The sequence below is a fragment of the Streptosporangium sp. NPDC048047 genome (genome assembly GCF_040653115.1).
Taxonomy (GTDB): Bacteria; Actinomycetota; Actinomycetes; order Streptosporangiales; family Streptosporangiaceae; genus Streptosporangium.
In genome coordinates, this window is the sequence record NZ_JBEZNH010000066.1 from 1 (window position 1) to 14,046 (window position 14,046).

14 protein-coding genes are annotated in these 14,046 nt (G+C 72.4%); 8 read left to right on the top strand and 6 right to left on the bottom strand.

Translation table 11 applies throughout. From position 1 onward, the window contains the following. Nucleotides 1–241 precede the first annotated feature (241 nt). Entirely contained in the window at nucleotides 242–1,111 is an 870-nt protein-coding gene (locus AB0D67_RS34120) for a hypothetical protein (RefSeq protein ID WP_362945152.1), read from the bottom strand. A 448-nt stretch (nucleotides 1,112–1,559) separates the two neighbouring features. Further along, nucleotides 1,560–2,315: a hypothetical protein gene (locus AB0D67_RS34125; RefSeq protein WP_362945154.1), complete on the bottom strand. Its 756-nt coding sequence runs from the start codon at nucleotides 2,313–2,315 to the stop codon at nucleotides 1,560–1,562. Between the two features lie 236 nt (nucleotides 2,316–2,551). Between AB0D67_RS34125 and AB0D67_RS34130 the strand changes: the two genes are divergently transcribed. The 4 genes from AB0D67_RS34130 (at nucleotide 2,552) to AB0D67_RS34145 (ending at nucleotide 7,269) form a co-directional block, all read left to right on the top strand. Beyond that, nucleotides 2,552–2,959 (top strand): cobalamin B12-binding domain-containing protein, encoded by a 408-nt coding sequence (locus AB0D67_RS34130; protein WP_362945156.1) that lies wholly within the window; start codon nucleotides 2,552–2,554, stop codon nucleotides 2,957–2,959. 227 nt (nucleotides 2,960–3,186) lie between these two features. After that, the gene (gene sucC, locus AB0D67_RS34135; protein WP_362945158.1) at nucleotides 3,187–4,368 is read left to right on the top strand and encodes an ADP-forming succinate--CoA ligase subunit beta; all 1,182 of its coding nucleotides are present in this window, start codon (nucleotides 3,187–3,189) and stop codon (nucleotides 4,366–4,368) included. Then, the gene (gene sucD / locus AB0D67_RS34140; protein WP_362945160.1) at nucleotides 4,368–5,243 is read left to right on the top strand and encodes a succinate--CoA ligase subunit alpha; all 876 of its coding nucleotides are present in this window, start codon (nucleotides 4,368–4,370) and stop codon (nucleotides 5,241–5,243) included. Before sucC ends, sucD begins: the two co-directional genes overlap by 1 nt. Nucleotides 5,244–5,547: 304 nt before the next feature. After that, on the top strand, nucleotides 5,548–7,269 hold the full coding sequence (locus AB0D67_RS34145; protein WP_362945162.1) for a DUF6350 family protein: 1,722 nt from the start codon (nucleotides 5,548–5,550) through the stop codon (nucleotides 7,267–7,269). A gap of 148 nt (nucleotides 7,270–7,417) precedes the next feature. On the opposite strand, the gene AB0D67_RS34150 is transcribed toward AB0D67_RS34145, so the two are convergent. From AB0D67_RS34150 to AB0D67_RS34165, 4 genes are all read right to left on the bottom strand, one after another. Then, on the bottom strand, nucleotides 7,418–8,650 hold the full coding sequence (locus AB0D67_RS34150; protein WP_362945164.1) for an RNA polymerase sigma factor: 1,233 nt from the start codon (nucleotides 8,648–8,650) through the stop codon (nucleotides 7,418–7,420). Next, complete coding sequence (locus AB0D67_RS34155) at nucleotides 8,647–8,970, bottom strand: YciI family protein (RefSeq protein ID WP_362945166.1); 324 nt, start codon at nucleotides 8,968–8,970, stop codon at nucleotides 8,647–8,649. Before AB0D67_RS34155 ends, AB0D67_RS34150 begins: the two co-directional genes overlap by 4 nt. Nucleotides 8,971–9,041: 71 nt before the next feature. Further along, entirely contained in the window at nucleotides 9,042–9,656 is a 615-nt protein-coding gene (locus AB0D67_RS34160) for a dihydrofolate reductase family protein (protein ID WP_362945169.1), read from the bottom strand. 305 nt (nucleotides 9,657–9,961) lie between these two features. Then, nucleotides 9,962–10,372 (bottom strand): hypothetical protein, encoded by a 411-nt coding sequence (locus tag AB0D67_RS34165; protein ID WP_362945171.1) that lies wholly within the window; start codon nucleotides 10,370–10,372, stop codon nucleotides 9,962–9,964. Between the two features lie 79 nt (nucleotides 10,373–10,451). Here AB0D67_RS34165 and purN point away from each other — a divergent pair, with 79 nt between their 5' ends. From purN to AB0D67_RS34185, 4 genes are all read left to right on the top strand, one after another. Then, nucleotides 10,452–11,072, top strand: a complete 621-nt coding sequence (gene purN, locus AB0D67_RS34170; protein ID WP_362945173.1) for a phosphoribosylglycinamide formyltransferase — start codon at nucleotides 10,452–10,454, stop codon at nucleotides 11,070–11,072. 82 nt (nucleotides 11,073–11,154) lie between these two features. Next, nucleotides 11,155–12,699, top strand: a complete 1,545-nt coding sequence (gene purH / locus AB0D67_RS34175; protein WP_362945175.1) for a bifunctional phosphoribosylaminoimidazolecarboxamide formyltransferase/IMP cyclohydrolase — start codon at nucleotides 11,155–11,157, stop codon at nucleotides 12,697–12,699. Between the two features lie 229 nt (nucleotides 12,700–12,928). Further along, the gene (locus AB0D67_RS34180) at nucleotides 12,929–13,111 is read left to right on the top strand and encodes a hypothetical protein (protein WP_362945177.1); all 183 of its coding nucleotides are present in this window, start codon (nucleotides 12,929–12,931) and stop codon (nucleotides 13,109–13,111) included. Nucleotides 13,112–13,182: 71 nt separating this feature from the next. Beyond that, nucleotides 13,183–14,040, top strand: coding sequence for a bifunctional methylenetetrahydrofolate dehydrogenase/methenyltetrahydrofolate cyclohydrolase (locus AB0D67_RS34185; RefSeq protein WP_362945179.1), 858 nt, complete (start codon nucleotides 13,183–13,185; stop codon nucleotides 14,038–14,040). The last annotated feature ends 6 nt before the right edge of the window (nucleotides 14,041–14,046 follow it).

A 14,046-nucleotide genomic window follows, 5' to 3' on the forward strand; every position in this document is an offset into this window, starting at 1 on the left:
CCGGGGTCTGTCGCGTACCCCCGGCTGCATTCCCTAGGTGCCCCCCACCCGCCGCGGGCCCCCCGCCCGCCGGGCGGGGGCGGGGACGCCCCCCCCCCCGGCGGCGTCCGGCCGGTCCACGGCCGGACGAGGTCCGGTTCCGGGCGCGGCGCGGAACCGGACGCGGTCCCGAACCGAAGGCGGTCCGGGACCGGATGCCTTCCGGGACCGGACGCGGCTCAGCGCCTCCGGGGAGAGACGGTCATCTGCCGATCGGGGTGGGCACTTCGGCCGTCGCGCCGTCCTGGAGGTCCTTGGCCGTCGCGACCTCCTCGGGAGCCGGAGCCTTGACCGACACCTTGGCGCCCCAGCCGGTGTAGCGGGTGTCGGTCTCCATCATCGACTTGCCATCGTCGGCCGTACTGGCCTCGCTGGTCACGAGCCGCTGGGGAAGGCGGTCGGCGCCGAGGAAGAGCTTCCAGCTCACCTTGATCCTGGCGTACCTGCCGGTGATCCTCGCGCCGCTCACCGAGGCCCGGAACCACGGCGAGATCTTGTTCAGCTCGCCGTAGGTGATCTTCCCGGAGTAGAACCCGGGACGCTTGGTGGTGGCGTGCGCCAGCAGCGCCTTGAGCGTCGCGGGCTCGGCGGCGTTGACCTTCTGGGTTATGACGCCGAGCATGCCGAGCGTCTCGGCGGGGTAGCGGAGCCAGGTCTTGCCCTCCGGCAGGAACTCGCCGAAGTATCCGCCGGAGATGTAGCTCGCCTTGCCGACGCGCACGACCCTCTCCGGCTTGGCGAACCCGGCGATGCCCTTCGTGTCCTCGTCGTCGGGGTCGATGCCGAGATCGCTCAGCTTGATCCGCATCTTGCCCGTCTGGTCGGACGCGGCGATTCCGGAGGCGCCGAATCCGAGGACGCCGTCGCGCTGGGCGAGGACGCGGCTCCCCTGGGGGCTCGTGACCTTCGTCTTGTCGACGAAGGACACGCCGCGGCCGCCGCCCATCTGGCTCCGCAGCGCGGCGAGCGGGTCCTTGGCCCGGGCGGTCTGGGCGTGCGCGGTCGTGGCGATCGCGGGGACGCCCAGCGCGGCCGTCGCGGCGCATGCCAGAACGGCGATGTGTCGCTTCAAAAGAAAGTCCTCCTGAATGTTCCCTCCACCCTGCATGGGAGGGGCGGGAGTATTTCTATCAGGAAAGATCACGAAATAAAGGGAAATAAAGGGAACAGCGGGAAGTCGAAGACCGGCGGGGCCGGTGGCCGGGGATCGCCCGCCCCGGCCACCGGCCCTTTTCCGGTTTCTTTCGCTTTCTGTGATTTCGTGCCGGCCCGTCTGCCGCCGGTTCGCCGGTCCGTACGGTTTCGGCTCATCGGCCCGCACGATTTCGGATCATTGGCCCGTACGGTTCCGGATCATCGGCCCATATGGGTTCGGTTCATCGGTCCGCATGGTTTCGGTTCACCGGCTCATCTGGTTTCGGCCCATTGGCCGTGCGGTTCCGGCTCACCGGCCCGTGTTCTTCCGGCGTGTCAGCCCGTACGGCTTCGGCCCACCGGGTTTCCGCCGGTCGCTCCGGATGTCAGCTCGTCGGCTCTCCGGAGGCGGGGGCCGGGGTGGGCGCGGTGAGGGTGACGGGGGTGCCCCAGGAGGTGAAGCGCACGTCGCTGACGCGGGTCACGTGCATGCCGCGCGGCGGCACGGTCCAGGAGGTGACCAGCCGGGCGGGGAGCCGGTCGCGGCCGAGCCACAGGCGCCAGCTCACCTTCGTGGCCGCCATGGCGGCGATGGGCCGCTTCCCGCCGAGGGAGGCGCGGTAGGACGGCGAGACGCGGTAGAGCTCGCCGAGGGTGGTGGTCCCCTTGAGCGTGGACGGACCGGCCTTCTTCCCGGCCGAACCGCCCTTCCCCGAGGCCGGCAGCAGCGACTTCAGCGTGTCAGGCTCCAGGAGCATGACCGGGGTGAAGAAGGGGGAGGCGGCGCGGGAGGACTTGACCCATCTCCTGCCGACCATCCCGCCGCTGAGATAGGTGTCCCCGCCGGCGGTGAGGGTGCGCAGCGGCGCGGTGTCGTCCCCGGGGAGGGCGGACTTCGACCGGATGTCGTGACCCGTGACGCCGGAGGGGCCGAACTCCACGGTGCCCCGGCGTATCTGGGCGGAGAGGAGTTCGCGCCCGGAGTAGGTCCGGCCGCTTTCGGTGATCCGTACGCCGTGGCCCGCGACGAACCGCGCCTGCAGCGCGGCCGCCGGGTCGGCGGGCGCGGCCTGGGCCGTGGCGGGGACGGCGGCGGTGGGCACCGCCAGCGCGGTGGCCGCCACGATGATCCATCGCTTCATGGGGGAGCTTCCTCCTGAGGCTAGAAGATCAGAAACCCTATGGCATGTCCTATGGAATGTGGGCATTCATAACAATAAAAGTGGTGAAAAGCACTGATGGTGGGAAAGACCCACCGGAAAGCGCGGCCCCGGAGGAGCGTGACGGGCACGCGGTCCGGAGCGCTCCGGGCGCGGCCGTTAGGCTGCCGTCAGCTCAGCTCCCACGTCACGCGTGGGACACGGACAAGGAGGTCTGGATGGACGCCGAGCCGAGGATCCGCGTTGTCATCGCCAAGCCCGGCCTGGACGGGCACGACCGGGGTGTGAAGATCGTCGCGAGGGCGCTGCGGGACGCCGGGATGGAGGTCGTCTACACCGGCCTGCACCAGACGCCCGAGCAGATCGTGCGCACCGCGATCCAGGAGGACGCCGCGGCGATCGGGCTGTCCATCCTCTCCGGCGCGCACATGACGCTCTTCGCCAAGGTGATCGAGCTGCTCGCGGAGAGCGACGCGAGCGACATCGTCGTCTTCGGCGGCGGGATCATCCCGGAGGCGGACCTGCCCGAGCTGGAGCGGATGGGCGTGGCCCGGGTCTTCACGCCCGGGGCGACCACCCAGGAGATCGTCGAGTGGGTGCGGGGCGCGATCCCCGCGCGGGTCTGACCCGCGGGACGCGGACGCTTCCCCGCCGCGTCCCGATATGATCCCCAGGACGTTCGCCACCCTCGCCTCATTGGCCTCGCCCGTAGCCGTTCGCGGACCCGGTGACCTGGTCATGCGCGCGGGGGGCTAGGCTTCATTGGCGCAAAACCGCCGGGCTCCCCTCACACCACGGAGCCGGCCCGCCGACATTTTCAGTACACCAGCCGGACAAGCAAGGACGGACCCTCGTGGACCTGTTCGAACATCAGGCGAAGGAGCTCTTCGCGGAGTACGGCATCCCGGTGCCGCGCGGTATCGTCGCGCACACCGTGGAGGAGGCGCGCGCGGCAGCCGAGCAGCTGACCGGCCGTGTCGTCGTCAAGGCACAGGTCAAGACCGGTGGTCGCGGCAAGGCGGGCGGCGTCAAGGTCGCCGACGACGCCGCCGACGCCGAGCAGAAGGCCACCCAGATCCTCGGCATGGACATCAAGGGCCACACGGTCCACAAGGTCCTGATCGAGGAGGCCAGCGCGATCGCGGAGGAGTACTACTTCTCCTTCCTGCTCGACCGCGCCAACCGCACCTTCATCGCCATCTGCTCCGCCGCCGGCGGCATGGACATCGAAGAGGTCGCGCACACCGCCCCCGAGAAGGTCGCGAAGGTCCCCGTGTCCCCGCTGGACGGCGTGACCCGCGACAAGGCCCGCGAGATCGCCGTGGCCGGCGGCCTGCCGGAGAAGGCGCTGGACGGCGCCGCCGAGATCATCGAGAAGCTCTGGGCCGTCTTCGTCGACGAGGACGCCTCCCTGGTCGAGGTCAACCCGATGATCCTGTCCGCCGACGGCCAGGTGAAGGCCCTCGACGGCAAGGTCACCCTCGACGACAACGCCGTCTTCCGCCAGGCCGAGCACGAGGCCTACGCGGACAAGGCGGCCGAGGACCCGCTGGAGGCCGCGGCCAAGGCCAAGGACCTCAACTACGTCAAGCTCGACGGCAGCGTCGGCATCATCGGCAACGGCGCCGGCCTGGTCATGTCGACCCTCGACGTCGTCGCCTACGCCGGCGAGGCGTTCCCCGGGCAGCCCAAGCCCGCCAACTTCCTCGACATCGGCGGCGGCGCCTCCGCCGAGGTCATGGCGGCCGGCCTGGAGATCATCCTCTCCGACCCGTCGGTGAAGTCGATCTTCGTGAACGTCTTCGGCGGCATCACCGCCTGCGACGCGGTCGCCAACGGCGTCGTCTCGGCCTTCCAGCTCCTGGAGAGCCGCGGCGAGACCGTCAGCCGCCCCCTGGTCGTCCGGCTGGACGGCAACAATGCCGAGCTCGGACGCAAGATCCTGGCCGACGCCGCCCTGTCCGGCGTCGAGCTGGTCGACACGATGGACGATGCGGCCAAGCGTGCCGCCGAGCTCGCAGCGGTAGGTGCGTAATGGCCATCTGGCTCAACGAGAACAGCAAGATCATCGTCCAGGGCATGACCGGCGGTGAGGGTACCAAGCACACCCGCCGCATGCTCGCCTCCGGCGCCAGGGTCGTCGGCGGCGTGAACGCCCGCAAGGCCGGCATCACCCACGAGGGCCTGCCCGTCTTCGGCACCGTCGCCGAGGCCATGCAGCAGACCGGCGCCGACGTGTCGGTCGTCTTCGTGCCGCCGGCGGCCACCAAGGCCGCGGTCAAGGAGGCCATCGACGCCGAGATCCCGCTCTGCGTGGTCATCACCGAGGGCGTCCCGGTCCACGACACCACCGAGTTCTGGGCCTACGCCGTCGCCAAGGGCAACAAGACCCGCATCATCGGCCCGAACTGCCCCGGCATCGCCTCGCCCGGCGCCTCCAACGCCGGCATCATCCCGGCCGACATCACCACCGCCGGCCGCATCGGCCTGGTCTCGAAGTCGGGCACGCTGACCTACCAGCTCATGTACGAGCTGCGTGACTTCGGCTTCTCCACCGCCGTCGGCATCGGCGGCGACCCGGTCATCGGTACCACGCACATCGATGCTCTCCAGGCGTTCCAGGACGACCCGGACACCGACGCGATCGTCATGATCGGTGAGATCGGCGGTGACGCCGAGGAGCGGGCCGCCGCCTACATCGAGCAGCACGTGACCAAGCCGGTCGTCGCCTACGTCGCGGGCTTCACCGCCCCCGAGGGCAAGACCATGGGTCACGCCGGTGCGATCGTGTCCGGCTCGGCCGGCACCGCGCAGGCGAAGAAGGAGGCCCTGGAGAAGGTCGGCGTCCGCGTCGGCAAGACCCCGAGCGAGACCGCCCGCCTGATGCGCGAGATCATGCAGAACCGTTAGCCGGCCCTCGGGCCGTGCCGCGGCCCGGCCCGGCCCGGCCGATCCGGTCGGATCCGGTCCGACGGTCCATCCGGCTCACCGGTGAGAGGCGCCCGCCGTCCGCGGGCGCCTCTCCCGTCTCCCGGCCCGCTCCGCCGTACTCCCGGCCCGCTCCGCCGTACGCCCGCGGTGCGCCTCTCCGCCGTCCCGCACGCCCCGCGGTCCCGATTCTCCGTACGGCCCGCCGTCCCGTTTTCGGTACGGCCCGCGACACGCGGGACGATGAGTCTCGTCCGCGCGGAAGATCCTGAGACCATCGGTTATCGTGACGGCCCTTCTAGATCAGCTCCGGACGGCTCCCCGCAACGTCCTCAGCCGCCTCCCCCTGCCCGGCGTCACGGGTGACGACGACGACGTCCGCCGCCCGCTTCCCGTCTCCGGGATGCTCGCCGCCGCGTGGACCCTGGGCGTGGGACTGGCGGTGCTCACCACGCTCACCCTGGTCGGCTGGATCGCCTCCCCCCGCGGCTCGCTCGGCCCGGGGCTGCCCGGGGTGTTCCGCGCCGCGGCGCAGCTCTGGCTGGCGGCCCACCACGCCGGGTTCGCGATCCCCGGGGGCTCGATCGGTCTGCTCCCGCTCGGCCTGACGGTCCTGCCGGCCTTCCTGCTGTACCGTGCCGGGATCTGGATGGCCCGCGACGCCGACCTGCGGCTGCGCCTGCCCGCCCGGTTGCCGAGGAACAGCCCCAAGGAGCAGGCCGACGCCCGCCGCCGGGCGCAACTGGCCCTGATCGCACAGGCGGGCGTCTCGCTGGCCGCGCCGTACGCGCTGCTGGCCGGGGCGATCGCGCTGGTCACCCGGAACGAGATCACCCAGCCCTATCTCGGCGACACCCTGGTCAGCCACCTGGTGCTGGCCTTCCTCGCGGGCTCGGCGGCCGTCGCCCGGACGATCGGGCCGTGGCGGTCGATGCTGCGCCTGCTGCCCGAGCGGGTGCGCTCGCTCGTGGTGAGCTCCGCCGCGGCGCTGGGGATCATGCTGGTCGCGGGCGCCGCCCTGGTGCTCGGCGCCGTCGCGGCCGGTTTCGACCAGGTCCAGAGGCTGTCGGAGGTCCTCGCCCCCGGGTTCGTCGGCGGACTGCTGCTCCTGCTGCTGCAGGGCCTCTACCTGCTCAACGCCTTCGTATGGGGCATGGCCTACATCGCGGGACCGGGCTTCAGCCTCGGCGCCGGCACGCTGGTCGCGCCCACCGGCGTCCAGCTCGGCACGGTGCCGAGCCTGCCGATCCTGGGCGCGCTGCCCGAGGCGGGCCCCACCCCGGCGTGGGTGATGGCGGTGATCGCGCTGCCGTTCGCGGCGGGGACGGTGGCCGGCGTGCTGGGGGCGCGGATCGCCCCCTCGCCCTCCTACGAGGGCGCGCCGCTGTGGGGCTTCGTCTGCGGGGTGGTGACCGGCGCGGCGGCCGGGGCGCTGGCCGCGCTGTCCGGCGGCTCGCTCGGCGGGGCGCGTCTCTCCGCGGTCGGACCCGCGGGCTGGGAGGTGATGCTGTCGGTGACGCTGGAGGTGGGCGTCGCGGCCGGCATCTCGGCGGGCCTGACCAACTGGTGGCTGATCTTCCGGGGGCACAACGCGGCCGTGGTCCGGGCCGCCGCCAGGGTCGGCACGGCCACCGCACCGGTCCGCCGGGCCGGGACCAGGCTGTTCCGGGCGGCGGGGGCGGTCGCCGGCCGGGTCGGGCTGGCCGAGCCGGACGAGCACCGCGCGCTGCCCGGTCACTGGCTGGACGCCACCGAGTGCGACACCCAGCCGATCCCGGTGATCAGGGACGACTGGGAGGACGAGCACGCCTCGGCGGCGGACCCGCAGGAACCCGCGACGGCCCCGAAGGCTCCGAAGGCCCCGGAGGCCGGGAAACCGGCGGAGACCGGCCCCAGGGTGCCGCGCCCCGCGCCGCCGCGACCGCCCCGGCGCGACATCGTGGACGAGTCGGACGACCGGGGCGGCCACGTGATCTACGTGGACCCCTACGCCTGGGACCGCGACTGACGACGCTCCGCCCGGTCCGCCGGGGGCGGGCCGGGTCCCGGTCCGCCCGGGTGACCGTCGCCGGGTGCGGCGAAGCGGGAAGCCTCAGAGATGCCGCGTGAACGCGCGGCACGGGCCGGATCCCCGGCTCCCAGGCCCGGGGAGCGCGTCAGCCCAGCTGGTCGCGGCGGCGTCTCAGGTAGGCGATCTCGGCGGTGTTGCCCGCGAGCCCGATGGCTTCGCCGTACGCCGCGTGCGCCTGCCTGCCGAGGCCCAGCCGGCGCAGCAGGTCGGCGCGGGTCGCGTGGTAGGCGTGGTAGCCGGCCAGCCTGTCCCCGAGCCGGTCGACGGACGCCAGCGCCACCTCCGGGCCGTCGAGCTCGGCGACCGCGATGGCCCGGTTGAGCGCGACGATCGGCGAGGGATCCAGGTGGGCGAGCCGGTCGTAGAGGGCGACGACCTGCGACCAGTCGGTGTCGCGTACGTCGCGGGCGGAGGTGTGCACGGCGTTGATCGCCGCGAGGATCTGGTAGCGGCCCGGGGCATCCCCGGAGGCCAGGCGCTCGCGCACCAGCCGGTGGCCCTCGGCGATCAGCGCCGCGTCCCAGGACCCGCGGTCCTGCTCACCGAGGGCGACCAGCTCGCCGCCGCCCGAGACCCGGGCGGGGCGGCGGGCCTCGGTGAGGAGCATCAGGGCCAGCAGCCCGGTCGCCTCGCCGTCCTCGGGCATGAGGGCACGGATCAGGCGGGTGAGCCGGATCGCCTCGGCGGTCATGTCGTGACGCACGGGGTCGGTGCCGGGGCCGGTCGCCAGGTAGCCCTCGTTGAAGACGAGGAAGAGGACGGCGAGCACGCCGGCGACGCGGCCCGGGAGATCCTCCGCGGACGGCACCCGGTAGGGGATGCGGGCCGCCTTGATCTTGGCCTTCGCGCGGGTGATCCGCTGTCCCATGGCGCTCTCCTGCACCAGGAAGGCGCGGGCGATCTCGGGCACGGTCAGACCGGCGACCATGCGCAGCGTCAGCGCCACGCGGCTCTCCATCGCCAGCGCCGGGTGACAGCAGGTGAAGATCAGCCGGAGTCGCTCGTCACCGATGGCGCCGGCAGGCTCGGGCGGGTCGTCGTCGTACAACAACTGAGCCTCTTTCTGCTTGTCGTCGCGCCTGTTCTCACGCCGGATCCGGTCGATGGCCTTGCGGGAGGCGGTGGTGGTCAGCCAGGCGCCCGGGCCGGGGGGCACGCCGTCGGCCGGCCACCGCTGGACGGCGGTCGCGAACGCCTCGGCCGTCGCCTCCTCGGCGATGTCGAGGTCACCGAAGCGCCTGGTCAGGACGGCGACCACCCGCGCCCACTCCGCGCGGTGCGCCTGGGTGATCGCCGCCCGGACGTCGGTCCCGTTCACAGGAACGGTCGCACCTCGACCTTCCGGTTGCAGGCCTTCGAACCCTCGGCGGCGAGCTTGAGCGCCACGTCGAGGTCCGCGGCCTCGATGATCCAGAAGCCGATGAGGAACTCCTTCGACTCCACGAAGGGCCCGTCGGTGAACATCACCTCCCCGCTCCGGTTGTCGACCACGGTGGCCGCGACGGGCGCCCCGAGGCCACCGGCGAAGACCCAGTGGCCCTCGGCCACCAGCCGGTCGTTGAACACGTCGATCGCCGCGTCCTCCTCCGGGGTGGCGCGGTCGTCCCTGTCGTGGATCACGGAAAGCAGGTATCGCATCTGCGGATCATCTCCTGTGGTCTTCTCGTCCCGGTGCGGTCTTCGGCCCTGCGGCCGGCGTGTCACCCGTGTCACCGGGTCTGCGCGTACTGCGGACGCCCGCCGGGCCGGAAGACCTGGATCGTCACGCCCTTGGAGTCGACACGAGAGTCGACCAGGTCGAGCGCGATGTCGGGGCCTGCGCCGGGGAACAGCCGCGCCCCCTGGCCGAGGACCACGGGAACGGTGAGAAGGGTCATCTCGTCGATCAGCCCCTTGCGGAGCAGCCAGCGGAACAGGGATCCGCTGCCGTGCACCTGTAGTTCGCCGCCCGGCCTGGCCTTCAGCTCGCCGACGGCGGCGGCGAGGTCGCCGGAGAGGACGGTCGTGTCCGCCCACCGCGGGCCGGTGAGCCAGGTCGACGCGACGTACTTGGGCTTCTCGTTCAACGCCACGCCGATGGGGTGGGCGCGCCCTTCCTCGGTCGCCCCCCAGTAGCCGGCGAACAGCTCGTAGGTCCGCCGGCCGAACAGGAAGGCGTCGGCGCGCCGGTAGGTCTCGGAGATGAGCGCCCTGGTCTCGTCGTCGCCCGCTCCCAGGGCCCACCCGCCGCGATCGAATCCGTCCGCGCGGTCCTCGCCCGTCACCCCGCCGTTCCCCTGCATCACTCCGTCGATGGTGATCTGCGTCATGGTCGTCAGTCTCATGGTCGTGGCTCCCACTACTGGGGGCGCGCCCCTCGCGGGCGGCCGTTCACCATCACCACGAACGCCTCCGCCCGGATCCGACACCGCATCCCGGAATTCCTTCGGAGAATTTCCGGCGGGACCCGACCGGGGATCGCGTACGTCTCCGCCGGGCGGGCCCGGGAGCGGCCGGGTCGCGCCCACGGACGTGGCGTACGGGTCCGTCCGGCCGGACGGAGGCGGCGTCGTGGATCGGCGAACCGGTGGGACGGCGCGTGGCCCGCCGGACGACCCGCGAGGCCGTACCGGCGGGACCGGCGGCGGGGTCAGGGGGCGATCGGCAGGTGGAGCTCGCCGGGCTGGACGAACGGCAGCTTCTTCTCCATCGCCCGCTCCAGGCGCTGCTGGCACTCGTCCTGCGCGGCGACGGTGCCCGCGCCCGTGCGGCAGTCGGTGTAGGCGGCCAGCTCGTCGCGGAAGTAGAACTGCGTGGCCGCCAGCGCCATCGCCAGCACCAGCGCCAGGGCCGACACGACCACCGCGGCCACGCCGGAGCCCGTGGGCCTGGTCGCCGACCGGAGGGTCCGGATCGCCCGGACCGAGACCACGAGGGCGACGGCCGACATGACGATTCCCGCGGGGGGGAGCAGAACCGTCAGGACCGCCGCGGCGACCGCGAGCCAGAGCGCCCGCCGTCCCGCCCCCTCCTCAGGACGCGCCTTGACCGGTGTCGTCACCTGACCTCCTTGTGTAGCGGTTGCGGACAGGCAGATACCCTTGCAGCGGCGTGAATCCCCGTCCGAATGGAGTTTGTCGGTGTCATCCCAGGCCGTTCGGCTCGTGGTTCTCGTGTCCGGTTCTGGAACCAACCTACAGTCCCTTCTGGACGCCGCGGCCGATCCGGCGTACGGTGCCGAAATCGTCGCGGTGGGAGCCGACCGCGACGGGATCGAGGGTCTGGCCCGCGCGGAGCGGGCGGGCGTCCCGGTCTTCGTCGAGAGACTGGCCGACCACCCCGCGCGCGACGACTGGGACCGCGCCCTCGCCGCCCGGATCGCCGCGCACCGTCCGGACCTCGTGGTCTGCGCGGGGTTCATGAAGATCCTCGGCGCGCCGACGCTCTCCGCCTTCCCCGTGCTCAACACCCACCCCGCCCTGCTGCCGGCGTTCCCGGGCGCGCACGGCGTCCGCGACGCCCTGGCGTACGGCGTGCGGGTCACCGGCTGCACCGTGATGCTCGCCGACGCCGGCGTCGACACCGGGCCGATCATCGCCCAGGAGGCCGTGCCCGTGCTGGACGGCGACGACGAGGCGGCCCTGCACGAGCGCATCAAGACCGTCGAGCGCGGCCTGCTCGTCGGCGTCGTCGGCCGGATGGCCCGCGAGGGCTGGACCGTCACCGGCAGGACCTTTCGCTTCGGACGCTCCGGCCGGTGAGCCGGGCGCACCGTAGGAGGACGACCCGGCACATGAGCCGGGCGCCCCGGACATGACCGGAACCGATCAGGAGGACCAGGAAGTGAGCCGCATCGCCATCCGGCGCGCGTTGATCGCCGTGTACGACAAGAGCGGGCTGGAGGAGCTGACCCGGGGCCTCGACGCCGCGGGGGTGGAGATCGTCTCCACCGGCGGCACCGCCGCGAGGATCGCCTCGTTCGGCGTTCCCGTCACCCCGGTCGAGACGCTGACCGGTTTCCCCGAGTGTCTCGACGGCCGCGTCAAGACCCTCCACCCGCGCGTGCACGCGGGCCTGCTGGCCGACGGCGGCAATCCGGCGCACGTCAAGCAGCTGGAGGAGCTGGAGATCGAGCCGTTCCAGCTGGTGGTGGTCAACCTCTACCCGTTCCAGGAGACGGTGGCCTCCGGCGCGTCCGACGCCGAGTGCGTGGAGCAGATCGACATCGGCGGCCCCGCGATGATCCGCGCCGCGGCCAAGAACCACGGCACCGTCGCGGTCGTGGTCGATCCGGACGCCTACGGCGACGTGCTCGCCGCGGTGGCCGAGGGGGGCTTCACCGTGACCGAGCGCCGCCGCCTCGCCGCGGCGGCCTACGCCCACACGGCCTCCTACGACACCGCGGTCGCCTCCTGGTTCTCCGGCGTCTACGCGGCGGAGGAGGGCGCCTGGCCGCGCTATCTGGGCGCCGCCTGGAAGCTCCGGACGCCGCTGCGCTACGGCGAGAACCCGCACCAGGGCGCGGCCCTCTACTCCGGCGAGCGGGACGGCCTGGCAGGTGCCGAGCAGCTGCACGGCAAGGAGATGTCCTACAACAACTACCTCGACGCCGACGCCGCCTGGCGGGCCGTCTGGGACTTCGCCGAGCCCGCCGTGGCGATCATCAAGCACCAGAACCCCTGCGGCATCGCGGTCGGCGCCGACGTCGCCGAGGCGCACCGCAGGGCCAACGCCTGCGACCCGGTCTCCGCCTACGGCGGCGTGATCGCGGTCAACGGCGAGGTCACCGAGGAGCTGGCCGGGCAGATCGCCGAGGTGTTCACCGAGGTCGTGGTCGCGCCGTCGTTCAGCGCCGGGGCGCTGGAGACGCTCACCCGCAAGAAGAACATCCGGCTGCTCGCCTGCCCGAAGGGGCCGGGCAACCGTACGGAGTTCCGGCGGATCGACGGCGGCCTGCTGGTGCAGACCGCCGACCGGGTGGACGCCCCCGGCGACGACCCCGCCGCCTGGGAGCTGAAGGCCGGTCCCGCGGCCTCCCCGGAGGTCCTCGCCGACCTGGCCTTCGCCTGGAAGGCGTGCCGCGCGGTGAAGTCCAACGCGATCCTGCTCGCCGCAGGCGGCGCCAGCGTCGGCGTGGGCATGGGCCAGGTCAACCGGGTGGACTCGGCGCGGCTCGCCGTCACCCGGGCCGGCGACCGGGCCCGCGGTTCGGTGGCGGCCTCCGACGCGTTCTTCCCGTTCGCGGACGGCCTCGAGGTGCTCACCGGGGCCGGGGTGCGGGCGGTCGTGGAGCCCGGCGGATCGGTCAGGGACGACGAGGTGATCGCCGCGGCCGAGGCCGCCGGGATCACCCTCTACTTCACCGGGACCCGGCACTTCTTCCACTGACGCCTCCGCCCGCCGTACGGCCCGCGCCCGAGGGCCGTACGGCGGGTGCACAAGTGCTCATGCGGTGCTCACAGGGTGATTCAGTGCTCTCCCTGGCGGGCGTCGCGTCTGGGACGGCCGTGTACGGGAGACAATGAAGTGGCCAACAGGACAGAAATCTTTGGCCAAAACAGGTTTAGAGCGCGGATAGTGTGAAGCGATTCGTGTCGTCTGCGCGTGGAGATCGCTCATGTCGCTGCTTGCCGTCGTCCTGAACGTTTTCGTGATCATGAGTGGACTCTGGCAGAGCCCCTGGCTCCTGCTGATCGTCGCCGTCGGCGCCGCCTACCTGGGGGCGAAGATCGTGGAGATCATCCCCTTCACCCGCCGGATCATCGAGCGCCGGGAGCGCGCGGCCGACGACCTCACCTGAGGCGGGAGCGCGCGGCCCGCGGTCCCATGGCGGGAGCGGGCCGTTGGCGGCCCCGTGGAAGGATGGGGCCCATGAGCGCGCGGATTATGGACGGCAAGGCCACGGCGGCGAAGATCAAGGCGGACCTCGCGCGGCGGGTGGCCGCGCTGCGGGAGCGGGGCGTCGTCCCCGGTCTCGGCACGGTCCTCGTCGGCGACGACCCGGGCAGCCAGATCTACGTCGCGGGCAAACACCGCGACTGCGCCGAGGTCGGCATCGCCTCCATCCGCCGGGACCTGCCGGCGACCGCCGCGCAGGCCGAGGTCGAGGCCGTCGTCGACGAGCTCAACGCCTCCCCCGAGTGCACCGGTTACATCGTCCAGCTCCCGCTGCCGCGCCACCTCGACACCATGGCGCTGATCGAGCGGATGGACCCGGCGAAGGACGCCGACGGCCTGCACCCGATCAACCTCGGCCGGCTGGTCCACACGGTGGACGCGCCGCTGCCGTGCACCCCGCACGGCATCGTCCTGCTCCTGCAGGAGTACGGCGTGCCGACCAAGGGCGCCGAGGTCGTGGTGGTCGGCCGCGGCATCACCGTGGGCCGCTCGCTCGGCCTGCTGCTGACCCGCCGTACGGAGAACGCCACCGTCACCCTCTGCCACACCGGCACCCAGGACCTGGCGGCGCACACCCGGCGCGCCGACATCGTCGTCGCCGCGGCGGGCGTACCGCACCTGATCACCGCCGACATGGTCAAGCCCGGCGCCGCCGTGCTCGACGTCGGCGTCTCCCGCGTCGAGGGGAAGATCGCCGGTGACGTCGACCCCGGCGTCGCCGACGTCGCGGGCTTCCTCACCCCCAACCCCGGCGGGGTGGGGCCGATGACCCGGGCCCTGCTGCTCAGCAATGTGGTCGAGGCGGCCGAGAAGCAGGCCGCCGCGGGCTGAGCCGGA